Origin of the sequence: Candidatus Rickettsia kotlanii, assembly GCA_030295365.1 — a bacterium.
Taxonomy (GTDB): Bacteria; Pseudomonadota; Alphaproteobacteria; order Rickettsiales; family Rickettsiaceae; genus Rickettsia; species Rickettsia kotlanii.
Window position 1 is genome coordinate 1,043,929 of the sequence record AP027062.1, and the last position, 23,724, is coordinate 1,067,652.

Here is a 23,724-nt window from a genome sequence, read left to right on the forward strand (position 1 = left end):
TGTCACAGTATAGGTCTGAATTGACTATAATATTCTAAAAAAGTATATAAGATCATGAGTATAACACCTGATTATTTAATTGAAAGAAGACAAATAAAATCTCGTTTGTTAATTTGGAAGCTAGCAGCTATTATTTTAATTGCGATCGTATTCTTACTAGTCGGTAAAGATTTTGCTCTAAAAAAGGTTTTACCTATTAATAGTAATGAAGACTATATAGCTTCCGTATTAATAGACGAAATAATTCTTGAAGACGAAAAGCGTGACAAAAAACTCAAAAAAATAATCGATGATTCTCATATTAAAGCGTTAATAGTTAACGTAAATTCTCCCGGCGGGACGGTAGTCGGCTCTGAAAAAATTTATAATATTCTGCGTAAAATATCCGCAAAAAAGCCGGTAGTGATAGTTATGGGAACAGTGGCTACAAGCGGCGGTTATTTAATCTCTCTTGGAGGTGATTATATTATCAGCCATAACGGAACTATTACGGGTTCAATCGGTGTAATACTACAAACAGCCGAGGTAACGGAGCTTGCTCAAAAATTGGGGATTAAATTTAATAATTTCAAATCAGGTGAATTAAAAGCTGTCCCAAATCCTACTGAAAAACTGACAGAAGCAGTACGGGTAGCCATTATGGAAAATATAGAAGATACTTATAATTTCTTCCTTGAACTTGTTTCAGAGAGGCGTAATCTTCCTATAGCAGAAGTAAAAAAGCTCGCAGATGGACGAGTATATTCAGGTCGTCAGGCTTTAAAGTTAAAGCTTGTGGATGCTATAGGCTCGGAAGATACTGCATTAAAATGGTTACAGGAAGTTCAGAAAATTAATGTTAATCTAATAGTTAAAGATTATCAATTAAAACCAAAACCAAAATTAATGGACATAATACTTGAAGAGTTTGATAGTATAGCACCTAGTTTTTTTAGAAATAGTTTTAACGGAATTAAAGCGATTTTTTAATAATGATTACTAAGAATTATTTAATAGATAAAATACATGATAAGCTGAATTATCTTTCTAAAGAAGATGTTAAAGATTCAGTAGATTTAATTTTAGATTATTTAAACGAATCTCTTAAAGAACAAAAGCGTATCGAAATCAGAAATTTCGGTAATTTCTCTATCCACAAACGCAAATTTCCTGAAAGCAAAAAATTCTATAATACGGTTTATTACAAAATGCCTAAAAATTTATTTAAGGACTAAATAAGTTATGGAATGGGCTAAATATAGTACTATAGAGAAGTGGCAAATAATAAAAAGCATGGTACTACATAATAATATTTTTTCCATGGTTCTTCATATTGAAGATTTAGAACTCTTCAAAAAAATATTATCGCTAGATGGGAAGTTGATTATTCAAGCACTTAATATAGACTTTTTTATATATCACGATATTATAGATAATGGGAAATATGATTCTTTTTTTGAAGTATGATATAATTACTTAAATGATAGTAAATCAACAATCATGCCTTTAGTATCTAAATAAGAAAGAATATTATCCTATTGTTGAAGAATTATGTAATGAATCTTTAAAGGAAAAAACATCATCAATAATGATATATTTAGACAAAGAATCTGATAATCACCCTCTACCTAGATGGGAATATGAAGAAACTTTAGAATATTATTTAAAAACTAAAAAAAATTATGATAAGCTTAAAACTGAACCCGAAATAGAAAGAAGCGAAGATGAACCTAATTTAAATTATGCAGAATTAGATTTTAAGTATTATGAAGAATCTTTAGACTATTACTGAAAGGTTATAGGGTAGGGTAATAAAATTTCCCTCTCACTTGACATTATAATAATAGGTAGCTATCTTAAGTGTAAAATTAAAACAAAGTATTTATGGTAAGATATTTAATAATTTTATTTGCTTCTATAGCTTTAATTGGCTGTGCCGGTCAAAAAACTACGAAACCCAAAAAAGTAGTAGAGCTTGATGGTGATCCAAGCTATGCAATTATGCAAACAATTGATAGTACTAACAGAAATATCGCTAGCACTACTTCTTCTCTTCCGAGTACTTCAGTTAGGTAGAAATGCTCGCTATTATTTCTTCTGCTAAAACTTTAAATTTCGAGAAGTTAGCTCCCAAGATGGAGCTGACGACTCCAATGTTCCTTACGTTAACTAATCAACTACTTTCTATATTCCAAAGCTATTCTGAGAATCAATTATCGAAAATAATGAATATAAGTGCAAAACTTGCACATATAAATAAAGAAAGATTTAAGGATTTTGATAATCAAGAGAGTAAAGCGGCTATTTTTGCTTATGCAGGAGATGTTTTTAATAATATACATATAGAAAAATTAACTAATCATGAATTAAATTTCCTGCAATCACATTTGTTTATTATATCAGGACTTTACGGAGTCTTAAAACCGCTAGATACTATTAAGCCGTATAGATTAGAAATGGCAACAAAATTAAATGAAGTAAATTTAACAAACTTTTGGCAAGATGAAGTTACTAATTATATTAATAAAATTCTTGCTAAACAGGAAAATAAATATTTACTCAACCTAGCATCACAAGAATATTCATCTGTAATAAATCCAAATAAACTTAAATATCAATTAGTTAACGTTCATTTTAAAGAAAATAGGAACAGTAAATTATTAACAATCGGTATAAATGCTAAAAAAGCTCGAGGGGCGATGATCAAGGTTATTGCTAACAACCTAATTGACTCACCTGAGCTGCTTAAGAATTTCTCATATTTAGGTCATACATTTAGTACTAAACACTCATCCAACAACGAATTGGTGTTTATTAAGAGTTAAAATAGCAAAGGTGAAATACCAATAGAAATGCTTCAAGTTATTAACTTTAATTAAAAAATGAGTATTTTAGTGGATTTACTTTATAATACATGCCTATTTATTAATAAGTATTATGATTAAAAAATCCTAAATCTTTAGCATTCTCAAAATTTAATCCTATAACTGTCACACAATAAAATAATAGAGTGTAAATCAAAAAAGTCTTTAATTGTCGTGGAGGAATAAATAGAACCATTAAAAAATGTAAAAAGTGCTATAGATGCCAGTGCAGAAATAGCAACAACTCTTTTACACTCTTTAGATAGCAAAATAACAAAAAAATTGGGTATTCCACAAGTAACAAACCTAAAACTTAATACACTTCAAGGGATAATCACTGCTATACATTACAGTATAATGCATAACCATGTGGAAGTAGCAGAAAATTATTTATAGATATATTGTCAAAAACAAATATAGATTTAAATTTAATATATTCCCAATACGAATTTCAAATTCATAAAGCTTATACCAATACTTTATTTGAGTTAGTCAATCAGTTTTATCAATGGAGTATGGAGATAAAATTATTAAAGATTGATGATCAAGTCAATGCCAAAGATATAGGTTGGTGTCAGTATAACTTAAGGGTTGTTTATTATAAAACTGGTCAGTTAGCACTTGCTATAAAATATTATAATAGTGCAATAGATAGGTTACCTGAAGAGGAAGAAATCATATATAATTTATAGACTATCTGGTTATCACTCTGATTCAAAAAATATAGAAAATTTACTAAATAAAATGCCTGAAGGTAACCTTAAAGCTTTACTAAAATTAGGTCGAGACTTAAATAACCAATGAAAAATTAGAGACAATGAATTCTAAAAATTTATTACCTTACCACGTTCAAAGTTTTGGGCTTTATAAATATACTGCTAAATATAATACTCTTTCAGATGAGAGGCAAATTGCACAAAAAATACGTTTAGCAAAGGATTTAAATACAATAATTTAAAAAACTGATGTCAATAATACTGATGAGTTACTTGTACTTTCGGTTGCCATTTATACAAAACAATTGGATGTAGCACGTAATATATTAAATAACATTCCTAACAACGATATTGCTATTTATAAAAGTTTAAATTTATCTACTTTAGCAGTTTTTCCTGATCCAAATTCTATAATTTATAATGCAAACACATTAAAAAAAGAAGAAATAACAGAAGTCCTTAATGCTGCCAGCATCTCGCTAATAACAGAAGATGCAAAAGAATTTGTTTCTAAAAATGCTCAAAACGTTTTACAAAATGTAGAGAAAGTTTTAGAAGACGCCCCTCAAAATGAAGAAACTTTAGCAATTGGAATAAATGCTGCTTTACTTAATAATGACATAAATAAAGCTAAGGAATATGCAAACCAGTTAAGTAAGGAAAAACAAGAAGAAATTTTTACAAATGATTTTGGAGAGGTTAATAACGCAGAGGATTTAGATCAATTATTTAAGCAATATGATGCAAAAAAATTTATCAGTATTATCAGCTTAAAAAACAACAGCTTCATATATTAAGTCATAAAATTACTCATTATATCACTTCATGGAATATTCCAGAGAAAGGGTATATTAAAAATACTGAACCTACTTATATAGGTAAATATAAAGGTCAAGATTGTTATAGTATTATTGATGAAAAAATAAAGAAAGCTGTTGATTCTTTACTGCCACAGTTTGAGAAAGCTATGGAGGAAGGAATAAGACATCATCAATATGGAATAAATGGAGTTAAATTTTTGCAGGAGAATGCTGTTGAAATAAAAATTAACGCCGGTAAACGTATATTAACGGATAAAATTTATGAAAACACAAGAAAAGAGTTATTAATAAATTTTAATTATGAGACTAACCCTAAAGAAGCTGGAGTATTTATTAACGGTCACCATTTGGAGATTTACCCTACCGAACTACCGAAGGTTTATAAATTTTATTCTCAATTGATTTATCTATCTAATTGATATTCTCTAACCTTTCTTTGAACGCTGAAAAGCCTCTACTTTATGCTGCGTTCGCCATTTGATACCTTTGTAGAAATACCGAAAAATGGAGAATGGTGAGTGATAGTGGGCTCGAACCACCGACCTTTACGATGTCAACGTAATGCTCTAACCAACTGAGCTAATCACCCTTATAATTTTTTTAATCTTTATGTAGTTTTGGCTTTATCGAATTATGGACCTTATAATATTTACAATTAAGATAAGTGTCAATTGATTAGTTCAAGTTATATGTTAAAAAGATTATATAGAAGGCAAACTTTGGGAACTATTATTTAGCTATGGATAAAAAAATAGTTATATTGCATACATTTATTAAAAAAACAGAAAAAACTCCTAAAACAGCTATTTCAATAGCTAAAACTTAAGATTAAAGGAAGGTTTTAATGAAAAACTTTGACGAATTTAAAAAAGAGTTAAAACCCTGAAGTAAAAAAACTTATGAAGAACAAAAAATGGAATTTGAGATAGCAAGCACTTTAATAAAGGCTCGTCTTGCATCTAATATGACTCAGGCAGATGTTACTAAAAATGTCTACTTCTCAAGCTCAAATAGCAAGAATGGAAAGCGGACATCATATTCCTAATTTCTTAAGCTGTAAATCAAAAAATTAATTTGTTGATTACCCCATAGGAGGGTGTATTATTAAATCTATATGTAGTTTTTAACCCTTGTTTTTTTTTAAAATTCATTAATGTACTAGATTTCAAGCTTTATTTCCATTATTTATAATATTTTATTATTTAGTCTATAATTTTATGGTGGATTTAAAAACTAAAGCCTTTAATTTTTCTCAAAATTTCACTATTTCTCTTGACGGTCCTGCTGCTTCAGGTAAAGGGACTATCGGTTTAATACTGGCCAAGAAATTTGCTCTTAAATATTTTCAGTCAAGTATTGTTTATAGGCAGCTTGCGTTTGACTGTATTAGTCAAAACATAGATGTTACTGATATAGATGAGGTAATTGCTTTATCTAAAGAATTAAAACTCGACAATAATTTTGACTTAGAGAATGAGAATATAGGAAATATAGCATCGCAAATTGCCATAATAAGTGAAATTAGAAACAATATAAACAAATATCTGAGTAATCTAGTAAAAACAACACCTAGAATGATTATGGAGGGTAGGGATATAGGCACCGTTGTTGCACCTGACGCCGATTTAAAGATTTTTATAACCGCAAACCCTCAAATTAGGGCGGAAAGACGATATAAGCAGTTGCAAGCAAAAGGAAAAACATGTATACTTGATGAGATTTTACGGCAAATAATTTTGCGAGATAAAAGAGATAAAGAGCGAAAAGCTGCACCGCTATTACCAGCTTCGGGTGCTTTAATTATCGATACTTCAAAGCTTTCGGCTATGGAAGTCGTAGAAGAAGTAACAAATTATATAAAGAATAAAATAACTTGAAAAAGTGCTAGGTTATTTTATTCGATTTTATGGCGTTATTGCATGGCTAGTATGTCCACCCCGCGTAGACGGGAATTCAATAACTAAAAGGTCAAAACACACTGAATGTTTAATATTAAAAGCTCAAATAGTTTCGCTTTTTCTGGATTCCCATCTACGCTGGAATAACATAGAACGCTTTTTTTAGCCATACAAGAACATCCAATTTTATTAACCTTACAAAAAAATTTTATTAGCCCAAGCACTTTAGCTAATATTACGAGAAGAATATGTCAATAAAACTAAAACAACGATTTGTTCCACAACTTGCAGCAATGAATCACAAATTTGAAGAAGATTTCTCTAAAATGCTTGAAACCGTTGATACAAGTCATATAAAAGAAAAAACGGTAATTAAAGGTCAAGTAATCGAAATAAAAAACGATATAATTATTGTTGACGTTGGATTAAAAAATGAAGGTAGAATACCTAAGTCTGAATTTTTAGCTTTACCTGAAGTTGGGGACGTAGTTGAAGTTTTCATCGAAAAAATTGAAGGACGTAACGGCAGAACGATATTGAGCCGTGAAAAAGCAGTTAAAGAAGAATTATGGGAACAATTAGAAATCATGTGTTCCAAGGGCGAATTTGTTGATGGTACGATTTTCGGTCGTGTAAAAGGAGGCTTTACCGTGGATTTATCTGGTGTAGTAGCATTCTTACCTGGGAGCCAAGTTGACGTTAGACCTATTAAAGATCCTACTTCTATAATGAATATCAAGCAACCGTTTAAAATTTTAAGTATGGATAAAAAGCTTGGTAATATAGTAGTTTCAAGAAGAGCTATTTTAGAAGAATCACGCTCCGAAGCTAGAGATGAGATGCTATCTAAAATTAAAGAAGGCATGGTATTAGAAGGAACCGTAAAAAATATTACTGATTACGGTGCGTTTATCGATCTTGGAAGTGTTGACGGTTTATTACATTTAACCGATATTTCTTGGGGAAGAGTTAACCATCCTTCAGAAGTGTTAGAATTTAACCAAAAGGTTAAAGTAATGGTTATTAAGTTTGATGAAAAAACCAAAAGAATATCACTCGGTATAAAACAACTTGATTCTAACCCATGGGAAGCAATTAAAGAAGCATTCCCCGTCGGTAAACAAATGACCGGTAAAGTTACAAATTTTGCTGATTACGGCGTATTTATAGAATTAAAAGACGGGCTTGAGGGACTTGTTCATTCAAGCGAAATTAGTTGGTTAAAATCTAATCAAAATCCTAAAAAAACGCTAACTATAGGGCAAGAAGTAGAATTCGTAGTTTTAGAGGTCGATACTGAAAAGCATCGTGTTTCTTTAAGTATTAAACAATGCCAAGAAAATCCTTTAACAAAGTTCGCTGAAAATAATCCTGTCGGTACTATAATTAAAGCACCGATTAGAAATATTACGGATTTCGGTATTTTTGTTGCACTCGGTAATAATATGGACGGCATGATTCATGAAGGTGATATTAGCTGGGAAGATAAAGGAACGGATCTATTAAAATCATACAAAAAAGGTGAGGAAATAGAATGCAAAGTTCTAGCCATTAATATTGAAAAAGAACAAGTTAGTTTAGGTATAAAACAATTGTCGCCGAATCCATATCAAGAAATCAGTGATGAATATAAAAAAGGCACAATAGTTAAAGCCATTATAAAAGAAGTTAAAGATGAGGGACTCAAAGTATTATTAAACAATAAAGTAACAGGTTTTATTAAAAGAACTGAACTATCAGATGAAAAAGACGAGCAGAAGCCTGAAATGTTTCAAATAGACGAAGAAATAGAAGCAAAAGTTATTTCTATCGAGAAATCAACCGGTAGAATTTTATTATCGGTAAAAACTCATAAAATAGCAGAACGTCAAAAAGCTCTCAAAGAATATGGTTCTAGTGATAATACTACCAATATGGGAGATATACTTGCTAATGCTTTAGAAGATAAGAAGTAATAATCTATAAGTCATTGTGAGGAGAAACTGTAAGTTTCAACGAAGCAATCTTAGGAGTTTTATGCTACTTCATGAGATTGCCACGTCGGTTATTACAATAACCTCCTCGTAATGACGAAAAACTACTTAATTCATCAATTTCAGGAGAAAATATTAATGTCGTATGTACCGATAGTAATTGAACCAACATCACGCGGTGAACGTGCTTATGATATATATTCAAGATTGCTAAAAGAACGTATAATCTTTGTATGTAGTACTGTTGAAGATCATATGGCAAACTTAATTGTTGCACAATTATTGTTTCTTGAAGCAGAAAATCCTAAAAAAGATATATATATGTATATCAATTCCCCCGGAGGGGTTGTAACCGCAGGTCTTGCGATTTATGACACAATGCAATATATAAAACCTAAAGTGGCTACATTATGCATAGGTCAAGCTTGTTCTATGGGTTCACTTTTACTGTGCGGGGGCGAGAAGGGGATGCGTTATAGTTTACCTCACAGTCGTATTATGATCCATCAACCGTCAGGAGGTTATAAAGGGCAAGCTACCGATATAGAAATACACGCTCAAGAAACCCTAAAAATTAAAAGGTTACTTAACAAATTGTATAGTAAACATACTGGACAAGAGTTAAAACATATCGAAAAAAGTATGGAACGTGATAATTTCATGTCACCGGAAGAAGCAAAAAAATTTGGATTAGTAGATAATATAATGTCTTCTAGAGATGCTATGGCATTGTTAGCAAAATAAAGATTAAATTTTATAGATTTAGTTTTATTATTATAGTATAAAGATAGTATAAGAGAATTATAGTCAAGTCAGTGGGATTTGTACACCAGGAGCAAGGAGTTAAGCCTAACTAATAGGAGAACGACGAGTGACAATGCAAGTGAGTTCAAATCAATTGACTATATTGGGGTCATAGCTCAGTTGGTAGAGTGTTTGAATGGCATTCAAAAGGTCGGGGGTTCAACTCCCCCTGGCTCCACCATGTCTTATTGCTATTTCAATACTTCACACAATAAACATATTATAAACTAAGGACTTTTTGTTTTTCAAAAAAAGTTAGATAATATTCAATTACAAGACAAAATCCTAAATAGAAAAACTCCGAAAAAAGTTTTTTCAGTTTATACAAATTATGAGAGTGATGCTACCGGGGAATATACTTACTTTCTTGGAAAAGAAGTTACTTCTTTTGAGAATATAGATAAAGAATTTTCCACTCTTACTATTCCAGGACAAACTTATGCAAAGTTTACATCCGATCCTGATCAAATGCCTAAAGTTGTTATTGATATGTGGCCAAAAATATGGCATATGGATGTGGCAATGTTAGGAGGGGAAAGAGCTTACATAGCTTTTGAAATATATGATGAAAGAAGTAGTGCAATAAAATAAAATGACTACCCATTGCTTATCATTTTGTAATATATTCTCATGATGTAAATCACCGTGAAGTAAAATTTGAGGTTCAGGATTGTGAAGAAGTTTATCTCTCAATTTTCTTGCCTTTTGTAAGTAAGTTTTAGGCAAATCCCATTCTTTATCCAAAGCTTTCAGCTGATCCCTTGATATTAGGGGATTGGTGCATTTTTGGTATAGATGCTCTTGTACAGCTTGCTCATAACAGAACAAGCTATAGCAATTCTGTTATCTGATGAATATTCTTTTAAGGCAATACCGGATACCACTCTCTCAAGTAATAAAGCATTATCTTTTTGGGCCAGAATAGTTGTAGCATCAAACCCTGAAAAAACTTTTAAAGCTTCCGCTTCATTTGTTAAGTCTTTAGCAGCACAGCTTAGTTTCAATATGTGTGTACCTTTTCTTTACCACCAATCTCTAATCCTATGAAAAGCATAAACCATGCAGTTTTTTGGGTAATATTAATATCTCTTGAAAGCTGTAACGATGATAAACTTTTTTTGGCGTAGTAACTTGCAAAACTTGCTGTAAACTAAACCATTTCTTTAAAGAAATCTTACTATTTTCAAAAATTGTGCTGACTTTTGATACTATGTGATTCGTTCCATCTGCATAATGAAAAATCTTTTGGTTGCTGCAATACGGATAATAAGCTCCGTTAGCCTAACATATATTTAGGTTATACAAGATATATAGTTGCCTTAATTAATTATTTCTAAGGATATTATCTTTGTATTTTTTTCTATAATATATTTTGTAATTCTCATTTCTTATATTATTAAACCATTGGTTTTGTTGTTTTTTAATATAATAATTTAGAGCATTAGATTTACTTTTACTAGTTTGAAAATTATCTTCACAAAATTTTAAAAAACCTGATATTAAAGTTTCTACTCCATTAGTCTCAGATTTTTTCTCAAGAAATTGCATAGAAAAATTAGTAGGATTATTATGTTTTAAATAAAATTGTTTATATTTCTCATGAATTTTATTTTCTTTTTTTATTTGTTGTTCTGAAAAAGATAATTTTTTCTCTAATAATTTATGAATTTCGGTACAATCACCCCAAGGCAATTCTATTATTAGTTGCTTTTTCTGATATTTAAAATTATCTTGAATATTGTTAAAATCGGCATTTACTTTTACCACACTTACTAATATTAAAAAACATGTAATTAATTTAATATTCATAGAATTAATTAATTTTAGCAGGAACCGGTATCATAATACTACTTCTATATCTTTTATTGCCACTAAAAAGTGATTTTTTTTGAACTTTGTTATTATTTACTGGAATTGTATCTTCTAAAGCCCCTTCATTATTATTTAGATAACTATGTAAGAATGCTTTATAAAGCGCCATATTACTTGCTATTTTAACTACATCTTGTTTATATTTAAACCCTAAAGAATGTGTAGCTGAATGATAATGAGCTATCGCCTTGTGCCAGCTCCCTAGCTGATCATACTTTGAACGCAAAAATTCTGCACCGTAACGAATGTTATTATTTGGATCAAATGCCTGTTCAAGGGAATTAAAAGCCCCTAAATGATGCCTTAAGTTAATCTGCATGCATCCGACATCAATACTCTCTCGTCCTTTTATAAGCTCTATTCTAGCAAAACTTATAGCTTCTCTTTTTGTGTTAAAATAATAGCCTTTTCCTTCAACATTTACCGTCCAAGGCCATACTACTCTAATTTTACGGGTTGTATGTTTTTTTCCCGATTCTTTTAAAGCTATTGAATGTAACGTATTAGATGGGATATTAAATTTTTTTTCAAAGTAAGGAAAAAGTTTTGAACATTTAAAGGATTCAGCTATTTCAGGATCGGCAATAGCCGGCTTAGAGAAGAGGATAAAGGATAATAATAGGAGTAACATGGTTTTAACATCATTGCGAGGAAAATTATGGAGTAATTGACGAAGCAGTCCAGTAAAAAATTCTGATTTACAGAATTTTTTTATCGTTGTGCTGGATTGCCACACTCCTTGTAGTCGCTTGCAATGACAATTTTGGCATAATTCCCAAACCATACCAGCAACGCTAAAATAACTTGAGTTACAATAAGACAAACTAGCATACCATAACTTATCTTATGAAGCAAGGGAAGTTATAGCATTTAAGAGGTAAGGATTTAATCTAAATCCCAAGCAGCATTATTAGTGTTTTGAGGATTACCTAATATATCAGGTACCATATCCAACAAATTATTAATATCGCCTCTTGTCGCTTGCAAAAGATTACTTACTGATGTTACAAAGTCTTCAGCAGTGCTACCTTGAGCATCTTGAAGGATTAGTAATCCCATCTAAAGCTTGCACTCTGGCACTAATTAATGTTACTAAATCCTTAGCTTGCATACCTCAAATAGTATCTTCTGTACCACTCTCTCCTCTATTAGAACTATTAGAAGATTATGGTATTTCCTCTCTGTTAGCGTGAGCAGTTGCTTGATGAATCAAAGCTGCAAATTGTTGATAGTTAAGATTATTTTATTCCTTTGACATTTCTGGAGATATAGCAAATCATTCTCAGATAGATCAATCAAGATCTGCTTCTTGCAATATAGAGCTTGTATCCACACTATAGCTTAAAGCTTGTAACATTGAAAAATCATCATATTTAATTACGCTTTCATACCATTTTTTATGTTCGTTAGCTGCATGTTTTGCATTTTCATTATTTTTATAATTATTTGGAATAACTTATAAGCCGTATTCTCCTTTATCTGCTTCGTCTATTATGATTTTAGCTATCTTCAGCTCATCTATACTTAAGTCAATATTTTGTTTAAAAGAAGTTTTAGTATCTGATCGCCTTGTGCTACCCTTTATTATTTTCCCAGCCTCTTATTAAACTACAATAATCTATACTTGATGTTTTAGCATGCTCCAATACTGCTTTTATAGCTTTCCATTGATTATTAACTTTTTCATGTTCACCTTGCTGCTCATTTTTAATAACATTCCCAGCCCATTTAGCAAGTTGAGCATATGATACTAGCTCCCCTACTACATTAAATATGGATACATGTTTACCTGGATAAAACCTACTTTTGTAATTATCTCAGATAGATCAAATTTTTGAACTAATTTTGGTAATTCAACAAGAAATTCATCATAATATGGTTTGTTTAAACTCCATTCTCTTCCATTTTGCTTGATTTTATTTATAGTTTCTTGAGTAAAGTTATATAATGAATATTTATTCATAATTTGATCCCTTTGTAATTATTGGTTGAATTTATATTTAAAAACCACGAAGCATGGTATTTTTAAAAATGCTTTAAATTGTTAGGTCCTGTACACTTTTGATTAATGATTATAATTTTGAGATATTTTTTAGCAAAAATTAATAAGATTTTTGCAGAAATAGTTATTCATATTTCAAAAAAAATCTTATAACTTGCAGCTAAAATAGCCATAATTATGATTATTCTATTACAAGAGTACAAAACCTAATTGACTGATTAAATAAAAATGTTTATTATCAATCCAAATTAAATGTAAAAGTATATTTTATGAAAGTTGTTAGCTCATTAAAATCTTTAAAAAAACGTGATAAAGATTGTCAGATCGTTAAAAGAAAAGGCAAAATTTTTGTAATAAATAAAAAGAATAAAAGATTTAAAGCAAAACAAGGTTAATTAATCGTTTTTGGAGAAAAAAAAATATACTCGATGAACTTGAAAAATTAGCTACGTCGTCTTTTTAAGTCCTCGAGTGCTGAGTGTTTATTATATGCTCCGTTCCTCGGTTTGCAGATTCCTTGCTCTTTTTAAAGTTGATCTTCGTATATTACTTTTCATTTTACTTTAGAGTATATAATACTACTTTTAAAAAAAAGAAATAAATATGGCCGGTCATTCAAAGTTCAAAAATATTCAGCATCGTAAAGGGGCTCAAGATAAAAAAAGAGCAAAAGTTTTCACTAAATTAATTCGTGAAATAGTTACTGCAGCTAAAACCGGTTCTTCTAATAACCCTGAAAATAATCCACGTCTTAGAAATGCTTTAACCGCCGCACGTAGTCAAAATCTCCCTAAAGAAAGAATAGATAAAGCTATGAATAGTGCTAATGATTCTTCTAATACCGAAAATTATACGGAAATTAGATATGAAGGTTATGCACCGAATGGTATTGCTATAATAGTTGAAGCTTTAACCGATAATAAAAACCGCACTGCTGCAGAAGTACGCTCTAGTTTTACTAAATATGGTGGGAGTTTAGGTGAAATCGGTAGTGTCAATTATTTATTCAACCATTGCGGAGTTATTCAGTATCCAGTAAATATAGCATCTAATGAAGATGTTTTAGAGGCAGTCATAGAAGCTGGGGGACATGATATTATATCTAATGATACCACCCATACCATCTATACGGATATTGAAAATTTCTCTAAAGTTCTAGAATTTTTCACTGGCAAATACGGCATACCTGAAGATTCGTATATAGGCTGGATCCCATTAAATACAATAATTATAGATGATAAGGACAAAGCTGAAAAATTACTAAAGCTTGTAGAAGTTTTAGAAGAAAGCGATGATGTGCAAAGAGTTTTTGGGAATTATGAGTTATCTGATGATGTTTACGAAATAATACAAGGAGAACCATGACTTATAACAATGCAAATTATCAAATAATTATTTTAGCAGCCGGTAAAGGTACTAGGATGGAGTCCGATTTACCAAAAGTAATGCATAAAGTCGGTGGAGTTCCAATGCTTGAAACGGTATTAAAGAATTCACTTAGCGTCACAGATGATGTAATTATAGTTTATTCAGAAGAACTTCAAAAACATTTAACGCCCTATGAACATATGTGTCGCCTTGTACTGCAAGAAGAACCTAAAGGCACAGCTCATGCTACTTATGCAGCAATAGATTTCATTAATAAAAATAAAACAATATTAGTTTTATACGCTGATCATCCTCTTATTACTCCAAAACTTATGCATGAATTAATAGCTTATTTAAGCCTTACTAATTCTGCATTAGTGACTTTAAGCTTTAAGAGAGCAAATCCGCTTCAATATGGGAGAATAGCTACTGATAAAAATGGTGAATTTTTAGAGATAATCGAACATAAAAATGCAAGCGCAGAAGAGAAAAACATAAAGCTTTGTAATTCAGGTATTATGGCTTTCAGTAGCGAAATTTTAAATAAATACTTACCTTTATTTGCCACTAATACTAACGGTCATAAGGAAATTTATTTAACTGAAATAGTAAAAATATGTAAAAATCACGGTGAAAAAGTTTCATATTTATTATCTACTGATCATGATTTAATTGTTGGTGTTAATACTAAAAATGAGCTAGAAGAAGCCAATAATATTTTTTTTCAGAATAAGTCTTAGCTTTGTCGTATGGATATACCCAAGTCGTCATTGCAAGCGACTAAAGGCTTTTTGGCATAGATCGTTTTATGTCATTCCCGTGAAGGCTGGCATCCAGTAAAACCTACGAAAAAATTGTTTTTATAGGTTTATTTTTTGGGATCCTCGCTTCCGCTGGGATGATATCGAGTAGGCTTTTTACTCTATGCAACAACATCAATACTTTGTGAGAATGATATAGGAAGCCATACAGGCAATGCTAAAAATTTGGGAGAGATGGCCGAGCGGTTTAAGGCGCACGCCTGGAAAGCGTGTTCACGGCAGCGTGTCGGGGGTTCGAATCCCCCTCTCTCCGCCAGCTCAGTTTATGGTATACTCGAATGATTTCAAGAATTGAATTTGTTATCAAATGGTGAGTGTGTACAGCTGATACTTAATAAGTGAGTACGTGAATTCATGAAGATAACAACAAGCAATTCTTAAAAGCAGAAGAGTATGTTATGCTTGTTTATTTTCTTTATAATACTTAGTATATTTATCTAGTAAAATCCTAATCATTTTTTGATAAGGAACATGTGTAGTTACTGCTTCTGATTTAAAAAATTCTACGCTCTCTTTACTTAAAGAAATGGTTACTTTTACTGAATCATCTTTTAATAAAAGTTCTCTAGGGTGTAGCAAGAAGTCTTTGACTATTTTTACTTCTCCTATTTCCCCACTAGTGTATTTTACTCCTCTTGCTCATAAATTCTCTTACCTTTACGCCAGTATCCTGCTCCAAAAATTCTTACATGATTATCTCGGAACATAAAACGGACTGTTAAAATATTACCATCAACTTTACCTAAACAAAAATATCTTTTTTCTGTAATACTAGCTTACCATGCTCTAGTTTGGACAGTTAGCCAATTTTTGTAGTTTATTGAACCGGAAAGCCAAATAGTAATCAAGGTTTCCACTGTCGAGTATTTAAAAGTTTCATATGCATTTGTTATTGCAGTCTATTTTTACTTTTATAATAAAAATAGTTATATATTTATATTACAGATGTAATTTTCACAATTATATATCTAATAATCAATTAATTTATATTAAGTTATGGCTCATAAAGATTTATCACATTTAACAGGAGAACAAATCAAAGATTTAATAAAACGTTATTATAACTATGAGAAAATAGCTAATTTATTAGAAGAATTTAATGTTAATGTATCTCCTAATTAGTTTAGTTAGTTTATTTCTGCTTGTTACGCATTATAAATTATTCTGTAAATACGGCCTAGATACAAATTCAGTTATTAAGCTAAAGAGTAGAAATTATTATAGCTATGTTTATAGAGAAACGAGTTTTGCTCTATTAGGTCCTATATGTAATCATAACAATAACTCTAGTTGTTCATGTGATAATTGTAAGAAAACTATAAAACAAAAAACAAACTAAAGCAGAAGCAAAAAGACGTATTTTAATAGATACATTTCTGTATAAAAATAAAGCTTCGCCAATTGAAGAATTAACTCTAAAAGATACTTTATATTTATTAAGTGTAGTAGAACATTCTGCTTCTAAAGATCTTGAATTTGTAAAGCCATATTTAAAAGGATATTCCGTACCGAGTTTAGTACCGAACGAAGATTTAAATGATCATATTGTAGGACATCTAGGTCGTAGAGGTTTTATATTAATTAATCCTTTAACAAGTAGTCTTGATGCCTTCAAATTCAATCAAGAAAAAGCATTAACAGATTATTATCCAAACAAAGTTTTATGGGCTCTTTTGCCTAATAATGGATATTGAAGAAAAAAAAGAATATTTAAATCCTGTGCGAAATATAGTTAAAGGCGAATGGTCTTCATCATGGAAAAAAGAAGTCAGTGATATATGGCATCAAATTGCTACATATGAATGTATAGAAAATTTTAAATATTTATTGAAAAAACATAAATTTTCCATAGATCAATATAAAAGTAGCTAAGCAAATTTGGCAAATACATAAAGGATTATGGGAAGTTGCGGTTATTCCTGAAAATAAATCGGCATTAATACTTTGGTAGAAAGTCATTAACGAATTTACCAAAGGTAATTATCTTGAAGCAGTTAAACTTGTTCAAATGAGTGATTATAAGGCTGAAAGAGTTATTGTTGAATTTGGTGCCAATATATTATGAATATAAATTTTACTACAACCTAATCTCTGCTTTTGCTAAATCTTTTAAAGTGCGTGATCCGGTGCATAGCATGGTAATTTTAAGCTGCTCAATTATCAATTGTATCTCTTCGGAAAGCAAACTTTCAGAAGTATCTGCCGCTTTTAAAAATTGACCGGCAAATCCAAAAATATTAGCTCCTATACGAATTGCTTTTGCACCATCAATACCGGATTTTAACCCGCCACTGGTAATAATCGGAATATCTTTTGAAACTTCCCGCACCATTTTTAGAGAATCTAAAGTCGGAATTCCCCAGTTAATAAAGCTACTAGCTATACGGTTTTGTAACGAATTTGTAGCACGATAAGCCTCTACTTGACTCCAAGATGTTCCACCGCTCCCTGCAATATCAAGAACCTTAACCCCTGCATCAATAAGACTCTCAGCAACTTTTTTAGATAAACCGTATCCTACTTCCTTAACAATTACTGGAATAGAGAGGTAATTAACCACTTCTCTTATCTTAGGTAACAGCTTTTCCCAGTTTCTATTACCCTCCGGCTGAGTCAGTTCCTGTAACACGTTTAAGTGTAAAATTAAGGCATCGGCTTTAATAGCATCCACTAAATACTGACATTCTTTAGGTGTCACTCCGTAATTAAGCTGTACTGCACCGATATTGGCTAGTAAAGGGATATCGGGAGCTATATGCCTTACTGCAAATGTCTTGATTGTATCCGGTTCCGTTAACAAAACCCGCATAGAGCCAAGCCCCATAGCAATACCGGCTTTTTGAGCGACCTGTGCAAGTCTATAGTTAATATCTCTAGCTCTAGTCGTGCCTCCGGTCATACTCGAAATTAGGATAGGGGCTTGTAAAGATTTCCCGAGGAAAGTAGTAGTTGTATTTACGCTATCGTAGTTAATTTCCGGTAATGCATTATGAATAAATTGAATAGATTCAAAACCACTTTTAAGTGTAGATTCAACGTTTTTCATAAGATTAATTTCAATATGGTCTTGTTTTCTTTCTATATCTAAATTCTGATCTTTTAGCATTTTCTCACTAATTCTTTTTACACTTAATATATATTAATATATCTAGGTTCTGTGAAGATTTCTAATTGATTTTTTATTTTGAAGTATTCTTTAGCGAAAATTAATAAGATTTTTGAAAGAGTAGTTATTCATATTTCAAAAAAACTTATAATTTACAGCAAAAAAGAGTTATAATTATGATGATTCTATTAAATGTCCACAAAACCTAAGCATTAAAGAAATAATCAAGTGTTGCAAGTTTTGAAGGTAAGTTTATTAATGGGTCTGAACGTTCAAAATCATAAGCATTGTAAATTTGGATGCATCCTATAGGAATACAGTCTGCTTCTATAATGTAAGCGTGTATATTTTTAGGCTCATTATTTTCTAGCTTATGCCCTCTAACATAGATTGAGTATTTTTGTGCAATCAATTCTAAACTCCATCCTATATCCTTATCCCACCATAGTTTTATATGTGGCATTTCTAGCCATTTTAAAAAAAGCAAAAAATGAGAAGTAGAAAGTGGGGTAAAGCTTATGTTAATATATTTCTTATCATTAAATAACTTGTATTACCTTTAAAATGCCATGCTTTGAGCTTTATATTCTCCGACCTGTTTAAAGCCGGCTTGACTATAAACATGTATATTATACTATTAGTAAAAAACACATAGAGAGATATTTAAGTTAAGGATGAAACTCGAGCATTAATTGAGCTGTTAGCTAAGCATAAAGCTAATCACTCTCAAGATTATTACTATGCTGTTAGAAAGAACGCAAATAGCAATAACCCTATTGAGATAGCAACACGTTTCATATACCTTAACAAGACTTATTATAATGGTCTTTATAGAGTAAATAGCAAAGGAGAGTGCAATATCCCGATGGGCACTACTTATATGAATCCTAATATTCTTGATAAGGACAACATACTTGCGTGTAGTAAAGCTTTACAAATTCAGATAGCGATTTTATAAAGAACTTTGGTATAGATATAGTAAATGCACCAAGAAGCATAAATTGTAAATCCGACAGTAGGCAAGGAGCTAATGAAGTTTTAATAAGAAATTATTAGTACAATGGTAAAACAAATTGCAATTTTATAAGCTAATAAAACTGGAAACGAACTTGAGATTTTTATACATGATCGACTAAAAAGAGAAGGATATTGTTTTGTATCTAATAAAAGATTTAGTGCAGCTAAGATCCTTAAGTAGCCTATTGATACTAGACAGTTTGAAGTTGCAAAAATATTTATGATACTAAATGGAAATGCGATTTTATATTATATCATCCAGAACGTCACCCCAATTACCTAGTTATAGAATTTAAGTGGCAACAATCAAGAGGATCGGTTGATGAAAAATATTCTTATCTTGTGCTAAACATAAAAAAACAAGGAATTTATGATACTATAATAATTGATGGTGATGGATATAAGAAAAAAGCCTTGAAACGGCTCAAGGATCAAGTTGGCAGTAATTTAATAGAAGTGTTTAGTATGTCTGAATTTACATCTTGGATAAATAAAAAGAAAATATAGGTTATACAAGTATATAATTCCCTTAATTTATTTCAGTACTCGATGCATATATTATTTAATTTATATTAACTGTAATAATATACAGGGTTGTTTATGTTAAAGAAATTTATATTAGTATTGTTGTGTATAAGTAGTTATAAATCTCTAGGAGAATCTAATAAGTCCGAGAACAATGTTTCAGCGATAGAAAGAAAAAAAGTTTCTAGTAATGATAAACAACTAAAACCTGTCTACTTGGAGCATGTTGATCTAACTTCGGATTTAAATCCTGCAGAAAAAAGCCTGTTGAGGCTAGAACCTTTATCACCTAATAATAACAATACGAAACCTATAAATTGTAGATGTTCAGGAGAATTTTGAAGGGCTAGATAGAGTTAAAGGGGATGATATTCGCACTGCAAGACAGAGAGAACTTGTTCAAAATAGTTTGCTAGGAGATTTTTTAGGGGGTTTTATTTCTCGACTGCCACCAAAAATTTTAGGAGAGAAAATTCAAGATAGGAGAGGATTATATATTCAACAGACTAAAGCTAAAAAATCACCGAAATAATGCAGTAGAGGGGATAAGTAACAGCTTATTTATCAAGTATGCAGCTAATGATATAATAAGTCGATTAGGGATGATTGATAAGGATTTTTCGGATATTCTAGAAATATCGGCTAAATGCGGTTATCTTACGAGCTTACTAAAAAATGCTTATCGCAGTGCCAATATTACCGTAACAGATATGTCACCTTTATTGCTTGATTCTTTTGAGCATAATCATAAATTATTAATCGATGATGAAGATTTAGAATTGCCAAAAGACTCTTTTAATTTAATTATTTATTCATTAGGGTTACACTGGATAAATGATGTACAACACTTTTTATCTAATATAAGAATATTTTTAAAGTCTGACGGTATTTTTATCGGTAATTTTGTCGGAGGAAATAGCTTAAAGAGTTTACGTAAATCCTTAATAGATGCCGAAATAGCAAGTGATTTTAAACACTCTCCTCATATTGCTCCTTTTATTCATTTTGATCATGTTCCGATTTTATTTTCGCAAGCAGGATTTGCCGAAGTAATTGTTGACTATGAAAATATAGAGATAAAATTTGATAATCCTTTAGCTTTAATGAGAGCAATAAAAAATATAGGTGAGGCAAATTCACTAAATACTAGTCATAATTATGCTATTTCTAAAAAGATGTTTTCTTTACTACAAAATTATACAAACGGCTTTGAAGATAATATTAATTTAATTAGTTTTATTGCTTCACCAAATAAGAATAGTATAAGATTAAAGTTGTTATAAAGGTGATAGTAGTGTATTTTTAGCAGTATTACGTCATTGCGAGGAAATTATGTAAGTAATTGACGAAGCAATCTCAGGATATTTGACAAGATTGCGGCTGCTTGCAATGACGATCCAACAATTTATTAAGGTCAAACAAATATGCAAGAATTTGATTTAGTGGTAATAGGTAGCGGTCCAGCCGGTTATACAGGTAGTATTAGGGCTGCTCAGCTTGGTATGAAAGTAGCGTGTATTGAGAAAAGCGATACTCTTGGCGGCACTTGTTTAAATATAGGATGCATACCATCGAAAGCTTTACTTAATTCTTCGGAAAAATATGAAGCAGCTCTAAAACATTTTGAGAATATAGGTATTACTGTAGATGTAAAACTAGACTTACAAAAAATGCTAGCTAATAAAGATAAAGTAGTTCTTGATCTTACAAAAGGTATAGAAAGTCTATTTGCCAAAAACAAAATTACTAGGATAAAAGGTGAAGCTAAAATTAGCGCTAGTAATATCATTGAAGTAAATAAAGAGCAAATTAACGCCAAAAATATCCTAATTACTACAGGTTCCAGCGTCATAGAAATACCGAATATCAAAATAGACGAAGAATTTATTGTTTCATCTACCGGTGCTTTAAAACTTTCTAAAGTACCTGAGAACTTAATAGTAGTTGGCGGAGGATATATAGGCTTAGAACTTGGTTCAGTTTGGCGTCGTTTAGGAGCTAAAGTAACGGTTATTGAGTATGCACCGAGCATTTTACCGATGCTTGATAAAGAAATTGCTACACAATTTATGAAACTACAGCAAAAACAAGGTATAGAGTTTAAACTGAATACTAAAGTGCTATCTGCTGAAGTAAAGTCAGGAAAAGTAAATCTGACAATAGAGGAGGGCGGTAAGAATTCGATAATAACAAGCGATGTTGTGTTGATGGCAGTAGGCAGAAAAGCCTATACGCAAAATCTAGGACTTGAGTCTGTCGGTATTATTACGGATAAGCAAGGTAGCATTGAGATTAATGACCGGTTCCAAACAGCAATTTCAAATATTTACGCAGTCGGTGATGTGGTAAAAGGAGCTATGCTTGCTCATAAAGCCGAGGAAGAGGCTATAGCTGCCGTGGAAATTATGGCAGGGCAGACAGGACATGTTAACTATAACTTAATTCCAAGCGTAATATATACTTATCCTGAAGTAGCAAGCGTCGGTGAAACAGAAGAACAGCTAAAAGAAAAAGGTATTGATTATAAAGTTGGTAAGTTTCCGTTTTTAGCAAATGGTAGAGCAAGAGCAATCGGTAGTACGGAAGGGATGGTTAAGATCCTTGCTGATAGTAAAACCGATAGGGTTTTAGGAGCTCATATTATAGGAGCTGATGCAGGTACATTAATTGCCGCGCTTACGGCTTATATGGCATTCGGAGCAGCTTCAGAGGATATAGCAAGAACCTGCCATGCTCACCCCACTTTAAGCGAGGCTATAAAAGAGGCAGCACTTAGTGTAGATAAGAGGACTATTAATATGTGATATATTTCTACGTCATTGTGAGGAAAAACTATAAGTTTTGACGAAGCAATCTCAGGCGTCCTGCTATGATATTGCGACGCTCCTTGCAGTCGCGGCGTTGTTGCATGGCTTGAAAAACCAGTTCGGTGTCATACCGTGGCTCGACCACAGTATCTAGTAAAACCACTAAAAATATTAATAATATTAGTATTTTTAACTAGATCCTACGAACAAGTCACGGGATAACAGAAATGCAGCGAGCCATGCCACAAGGCCTTCAGTTGCTTGCAACAACGAATTTAAGGATATTTATGACCAAACAAGAGCTACGTCTTTATTTCAAAGAATTTTTAATAAAAAACCAAGATAAGATTAATTCCGATTTAGTCAAAAATTCTCTAATTAATAAAATTAGCCGATTATTACAGGAGTTAAAAGGAAAGACAGTAGGACTTTACTTTCCTCTAAAATACGAAATTAACTTACTTGAAATAACAAACTTACATCCTGAAATAAGATTCTTCCTACCGAAAATCATAAAAAATGAGATAAAATATTGTCCTTATCATTATAACGATCAATTGGCTTTAGGTGCTTTTAAAACCTATGAACCTATAAATAATGATTTTTTTGTTCCTGAGCTAGTTATTATCCCAGGACTTGCATTTAGTAAGGAGGGTTATAGACTTGGATACGGCAAAGGATATTTTGACCAATATCTTAATAATAACCGAAATATATTAACCGTGGGAGTTTGTTTAAAAGAACAATTAATAGATAATTTTCTGATTGAATCTCATGATCGTAAGCTTAAATGTATGATTCCGGTATAATAACCTTAATTTTTTTAACTTTTTTTATTTTGTAAAATATTATCTTAGGGTCAAATGGTTGATATAATAAAAAAATTGTCGTATTGACCGGTGTACCTTTTGCTTTTTGTTTGCACAAGCAGTTGGGGAGTGGCTAGAAACAGGACAAATATCCGGCGATACTCAGACTGGAGATATTTGCTTTCAATTAGCATTAGTAGGAGTAGGGACACTTATCCATAGATCAGGCATTTAGTAACTTGTCTGGAATGTATACAACGAATATGTCAAAGTAGTACAAGGTAGTGAGATACAAGTTACATTAGTTGGCTAATTTTTTTCTATTCATAATAGGCTACAAGT

32 protein-coding genes, 3 tRNA genes and 7 pseudogenes are annotated in these 23,724 nt (G+C 31.2%); 31 read left to right on the forward strand and 11 right to left on the reverse strand.

The genetic code is table 11. The features are described 5' to 3' along the window. Nucleotides 1–54: 54 nt before the first annotated feature. From sppA to QUD19_RS05730, 10 genes are all read left to right on the forward strand, one after another. The gene (sppA, locus tag QUD19_RS05685; RefSeq protein ID WP_498807893.1) at nucleotides 55–969 is read left to right on the forward strand and encodes a signal peptide peptidase SppA; all 915 of its coding nucleotides are present in this window, start codon (nucleotides 55–57) and stop codon (nucleotides 967–969) included. Between the two features lie 2 nt (nucleotides 970–971). Further along, the gene (locus QUD19_RS05690; protein WP_498807895.1) at nucleotides 972–1,214 is read left to right on the forward strand and encodes an HU family DNA-binding protein; all 243 of its coding nucleotides are present in this window, start codon (nucleotides 972–974) and stop codon (nucleotides 1,212–1,214) included. Nucleotides 1,215–1,221: 7 nt separating this feature from the next. Beyond that, nucleotides 1,222–1,446: a hypothetical protein gene (locus QUD19_RS05695; RefSeq protein ID WP_498808715.1), complete on the forward strand. Its 225-nt coding sequence runs from the start codon at nucleotides 1,222–1,224 to the stop codon at nucleotides 1,444–1,446. A gap of 121 nt (nucleotides 1,447–1,567) precedes the next feature. After that, complete coding sequence (locus QUD19_RS05700; RefSeq protein WP_498807897.1) at nucleotides 1,568–1,771, forward strand: hypothetical protein; 204 nt, start codon at nucleotides 1,568–1,570, stop codon at nucleotides 1,769–1,771. 92 nt (nucleotides 1,772–1,863) lie between these two features. Continuing rightward, nucleotides 1,864–2,055, forward strand: a complete 192-nt coding sequence (locus QUD19_RS05705) for a hypothetical protein (RefSeq protein WP_498807899.1) — start codon at nucleotides 1,864–1,866, stop codon at nucleotides 2,053–2,055. 2 nt (nucleotides 2,056–2,057) lie between these two features. After that, nucleotides 2,058–2,804 (forward strand): YaaA family protein, encoded by a 747-nt coding sequence (locus QUD19_RS05710; protein WP_498807901.1) that lies wholly within the window; start codon nucleotides 2,058–2,060, stop codon nucleotides 2,802–2,804. Between the two features lie 440 nt (nucleotides 2,805–3,244). Continuing rightward, on the forward strand, nucleotides 3,245–3,535 hold the full coding sequence (locus QUD19_RS05715; protein ID WP_498807903.1) for a hypothetical protein: 291 nt from the start codon (nucleotides 3,245–3,247) through the stop codon (nucleotides 3,533–3,535). 125 nt (nucleotides 3,536–3,660) lie between these two features. Beyond that, nucleotides 3,661–3,801, forward strand: a complete 141-nt coding sequence (locus tag QUD19_RS05720) for a hypothetical protein (RefSeq protein ID WP_498807904.1) — start codon at nucleotides 3,661–3,663, stop codon at nucleotides 3,799–3,801. Between the two features lie 63 nt (nucleotides 3,802–3,864). Continuing rightward, nucleotides 3,865–4,356 (forward strand): hypothetical protein, encoded by a 492-nt coding sequence (locus QUD19_RS05725; protein ID WP_498807906.1) that lies wholly within the window; start codon nucleotides 3,865–3,867, stop codon nucleotides 4,354–4,356. A 170-nt stretch (nucleotides 4,357–4,526) separates the two neighbouring features. Next, nucleotides 4,527–4,799 carry a hypothetical protein gene (locus QUD19_RS05730; RefSeq protein WP_498807908.1) on the forward strand — a complete coding sequence of 91 codons (273 nt, stop codon included), beginning with the start codon at nucleotides 4,527–4,529 and terminating at the stop codon, nucleotides 4,797–4,799. A 93-nt stretch (nucleotides 4,800–4,892) separates the two neighbouring features. Here QUD19_RS05730 and QUD19_RS05735 read toward each other — a convergent pair. Continuing rightward, nucleotides 4,893–4,969 (reverse strand) — tRNA-Val (locus QUD19_RS05735). Between the two features lie 150 nt (nucleotides 4,970–5,119). Between QUD19_RS05735 and QUD19_RS05740 the strand changes: the two genes are divergently transcribed. The 7 genes and pseudogenes from QUD19_RS05740 (at nucleotide 5,120) to QUD19_RS05770 (ending at nucleotide 9,646) form a co-directional block, all read left to right on the forward strand. Continuing rightward, entirely contained in the window at nucleotides 5,120–5,206 is an 87-nt protein-coding gene (locus tag QUD19_RS05740; RefSeq protein WP_201766281.1) for a type II toxin-antitoxin system RelE/ParE family toxin, read from the forward strand. A gap of 18 nt (nucleotides 5,207–5,224) precedes the next feature. Then, nucleotides 5,225–5,472 (forward strand): annotated as a pseudogene (locus QUD19_RS05745) (helix-turn-helix domain-containing protein). Nucleotides 5,473–5,597: 125 nt separating this feature from the next. Continuing rightward, nucleotides 5,598–6,257 carry a (d)CMP kinase gene (gene cmk, locus QUD19_RS05750; protein WP_498807910.1) on the forward strand — a complete coding sequence of 220 codons (660 nt, stop codon included), beginning with the start codon at nucleotides 5,598–5,600 and terminating at the stop codon, nucleotides 6,255–6,257. Nucleotides 6,258–6,526: 269 nt separating this feature from the next. After that, the gene (locus tag QUD19_RS05755; RefSeq protein WP_498807911.1) at nucleotides 6,527–8,233 is read left to right on the forward strand and encodes a 30S ribosomal protein S1; all 1,707 of its coding nucleotides are present in this window, start codon (nucleotides 6,527–6,529) and stop codon (nucleotides 8,231–8,233) included. A gap of 156 nt (nucleotides 8,234–8,389) precedes the next feature. Continuing rightward, nucleotides 8,390–8,995 (forward strand): ATP-dependent Clp endopeptidase proteolytic subunit ClpP, encoded by a 606-nt coding sequence (clpP, locus tag QUD19_RS05760; RefSeq protein ID WP_498808695.1) that lies wholly within the window; start codon nucleotides 8,390–8,392, stop codon nucleotides 8,993–8,995. Between the two features lie 165 nt (nucleotides 8,996–9,160). Next, nucleotides 9,161–9,236: transfer RNA gene (locus QUD19_RS05765), tRNA-Ala, on the forward strand. A gap of 101 nt (nucleotides 9,237–9,337) precedes the next feature. Continuing rightward, nucleotides 9,338–9,646: a GyrI-like domain-containing protein gene (locus tag QUD19_RS05770; RefSeq protein WP_498808697.1), complete on the forward strand. Its 309-nt coding sequence runs from the start codon at nucleotides 9,338–9,340 to the stop codon at nucleotides 9,644–9,646. Here QUD19_RS05770 and QUD19_RS05775 read toward each other — a convergent pair. The 7 genes and pseudogenes from QUD19_RS05775 to QUD19_RS05805 all read right to left on the reverse strand — a co-directional run bounded on the left by QUD19_RS05775 (nucleotide 9,581) and on the right by QUD19_RS05805 (nucleotide 12,890). Further along, nucleotides 9,581–9,883: an aminoglycoside phosphotransferase family protein gene (locus QUD19_RS05775; RefSeq protein WP_498807913.1), complete on the reverse strand. Its 303-nt coding sequence runs from the start codon at nucleotides 9,881–9,883 to the stop codon at nucleotides 9,581–9,583. The genes QUD19_RS05770 and QUD19_RS05775 overlap by 66 nt on opposite strands. Next, the gene (locus QUD19_RS05780; protein ID WP_498807915.1) at nucleotides 9,823–10,059 is read right to left on the reverse strand and encodes a hypothetical protein; all 237 of its coding nucleotides are present in this window, start codon (nucleotides 10,057–10,059) and stop codon (nucleotides 9,823–9,825) included. The genes QUD19_RS05775 and QUD19_RS05780 overlap by 61 nt, the downstream gene beginning before the upstream one ends. Nucleotides 10,060–10,103: 44 nt before the next feature. Further along, nucleotides 10,104–10,258, reverse strand: a pseudogene (locus tag QUD19_RS05785) (IS1595 family transposase); the annotation flags it as partial. A gap of 120 nt (nucleotides 10,259–10,378) precedes the next feature. Continuing rightward, nucleotides 10,379–10,864, reverse strand: coding sequence for a DUF2532 domain-containing protein (locus tag QUD19_RS05790; protein WP_498807917.1), 486 nt, complete (start codon nucleotides 10,862–10,864; stop codon nucleotides 10,379–10,381). Between the two features lie 4 nt (nucleotides 10,865–10,868). Then, entirely contained in the window at nucleotides 10,869–11,711 is an 843-nt protein-coding gene (locus QUD19_RS05795) for a lytic transglycosylase domain-containing protein (RefSeq protein ID WP_498807919.1), read from the reverse strand. A gap of 101 nt (nucleotides 11,712–11,812) precedes the next feature. Beyond that, nucleotides 11,813–12,284, reverse strand: a pseudogene (locus QUD19_RS05800) (hypothetical protein). A 405-nt stretch (nucleotides 12,285–12,689) separates the two neighbouring features. Continuing rightward, nucleotides 12,690–12,890, reverse strand: coding sequence for a hypothetical protein (locus QUD19_RS05805; protein ID WP_498807920.1), 201 nt, complete (start codon nucleotides 12,888–12,890; stop codon nucleotides 12,690–12,692). A gap of 308 nt (nucleotides 12,891–13,198) precedes the next feature. On the opposite strand from QUD19_RS05805, the gene ykgO reads away from it, so the two are divergent. The 4 genes from ykgO to QUD19_RS05825 all read left to right on the forward strand — a co-directional run bounded on the left by ykgO (nucleotide 13,199) and on the right by QUD19_RS05825 (nucleotide 15,374). Continuing rightward, nucleotides 13,199–13,324 (forward strand): type B 50S ribosomal protein L36, encoded by a 126-nt coding sequence (gene ykgO, locus QUD19_RS05810; RefSeq protein ID WP_498807921.1) that lies wholly within the window; start codon nucleotides 13,199–13,201, stop codon nucleotides 13,322–13,324. Nucleotides 13,325–13,532: 208 nt separating this feature from the next. Continuing rightward, complete coding sequence (locus QUD19_RS05815) at nucleotides 13,533–14,294, forward strand: YebC/PmpR family DNA-binding transcriptional regulator (RefSeq protein WP_498807923.1); 762 nt, start codon at nucleotides 13,533–13,535, stop codon at nucleotides 14,292–14,294. Next, entirely contained in the window at nucleotides 14,291–15,037 is a 747-nt protein-coding gene (locus QUD19_RS05820) for a sugar phosphate nucleotidyltransferase (RefSeq protein WP_498807925.1), read from the forward strand. The genes QUD19_RS05815 and QUD19_RS05820 overlap by 4 nt, the downstream gene beginning before the upstream one ends. A 249-nt stretch (nucleotides 15,038–15,286) precedes the next feature. Further along, nucleotides 15,287–15,374 (forward strand) — tRNA-Ser (locus QUD19_RS05825). Between the two features lie 140 nt (nucleotides 15,375–15,514). Here the strand turns inward: QUD19_RS05825 and QUD19_RS05830 are convergent. Next, nucleotides 15,515–15,697, reverse strand: a complete 183-nt coding sequence (locus tag QUD19_RS05830) for a CopG family transcriptional regulator (RefSeq protein WP_498807927.1) — start codon at nucleotides 15,695–15,697, stop codon at nucleotides 15,515–15,517. 417 nt (nucleotides 15,698–16,114) lie between these two features. On the opposite strand from QUD19_RS05830, the gene QUD19_RS05835 reads away from it, so the two are divergent. The 3 genes and pseudogenes from QUD19_RS05835 to QUD19_RS05845 all read left to right on the forward strand — a co-directional run. Next, nucleotides 16,115–16,240 carry a hypothetical protein gene (locus tag QUD19_RS05835; protein WP_498807929.1) on the forward strand — a complete coding sequence of 42 codons (126 nt, stop codon included), beginning with the start codon at nucleotides 16,115–16,117 and terminating at the stop codon, nucleotides 16,238–16,240. A gap of 561 nt (nucleotides 16,241–16,801) precedes the next feature. Continuing rightward, nucleotides 16,802–16,990: a hypothetical protein gene (locus tag QUD19_RS05840; RefSeq protein ID WP_498807931.1), complete on the forward strand. Its 189-nt coding sequence runs from the start codon at nucleotides 16,802–16,804 to the stop codon at nucleotides 16,988–16,990. Beyond that, nucleotides 16,971–17,066 (forward strand): annotated as a pseudogene (locus QUD19_RS05845) (acetyltransferase); the annotation flags it as partial. The gene QUD19_RS05840 and the pseudogene QUD19_RS05845, both read left to right, overlap by 20 nt. Nucleotides 17,067–17,195: 129 nt before the next feature. On the opposite strand, the gene fni reads toward QUD19_RS05845, so the two are convergent. After that, a complete protein-coding gene (gene fni, locus QUD19_RS05850; protein ID WP_498807933.1) occupies nucleotides 17,196–18,224 on the reverse strand; it encodes a type 2 isopentenyl-diphosphate Delta-isomerase in 1,029 nt (342 codons plus the stop codon). A 205-nt stretch (nucleotides 18,225–18,429) separates the two neighbouring features. Then, the gene (locus tag QUD19_RS05855; protein WP_498807935.1) at nucleotides 18,430–18,687 is read right to left on the reverse strand and encodes a hypothetical protein; all 258 of its coding nucleotides are present in this window, start codon (nucleotides 18,685–18,687) and stop codon (nucleotides 18,430–18,432) included. Nucleotides 18,688–18,921: 234 nt separating this feature from the next. On the opposite strand from QUD19_RS05855, the gene QUD19_RS05860 reads away from it, so the two are divergent. From QUD19_RS05860 to QUD19_RS05890, 7 genes and pseudogenes are all read left to right on the forward strand, one after another. Then, entirely contained in the window at nucleotides 18,922–19,182 is a 261-nt protein-coding gene (locus QUD19_RS05860; protein ID WP_498808698.1) for a DNA adenine methylase, read from the forward strand. 299 nt (nucleotides 19,183–19,481) lie between these two features. Beyond that, a pseudogene (locus QUD19_RS05865) lies at nucleotides 19,482–19,748 on the forward strand (PD-(D/E)XK nuclease superfamily protein); the annotation flags it as partial. A gap of 93 nt (nucleotides 19,749–19,841) precedes the next feature. After that, nucleotides 19,842–20,298: pseudogene (locus QUD19_RS05870) on the forward strand (hypothetical protein). A gap of 31 nt (nucleotides 20,299–20,329) precedes the next feature. Beyond that, nucleotides 20,330–21,049 (forward strand): class I SAM-dependent methyltransferase, encoded by a 720-nt coding sequence (locus QUD19_RS05875; RefSeq protein WP_498808699.1) that lies wholly within the window; start codon nucleotides 20,330–20,332, stop codon nucleotides 21,047–21,049. 141 nt (nucleotides 21,050–21,190) lie between these two features. After that, a complete protein-coding gene (gene lpdA, locus QUD19_RS05880; protein ID WP_498807937.1) occupies nucleotides 21,191–22,570 on the forward strand; it encodes a dihydrolipoyl dehydrogenase in 1,380 nt (459 codons plus the stop codon). Between the two features lie 290 nt (nucleotides 22,571–22,860). Then, nucleotides 22,861–23,382 (forward strand): 5-formyltetrahydrofolate cyclo-ligase, encoded by a 522-nt coding sequence (locus QUD19_RS05885; protein ID WP_498807939.1) that lies wholly within the window; start codon nucleotides 22,861–22,863, stop codon nucleotides 23,380–23,382. A gap of 83 nt (nucleotides 23,383–23,465) precedes the next feature. After that, nucleotides 23,466–23,695, forward strand: a pseudogene (locus QUD19_RS05890) (hypothetical protein). The last annotated feature ends 29 nt before the right edge of the window (nucleotides 23,696–23,724 follow it).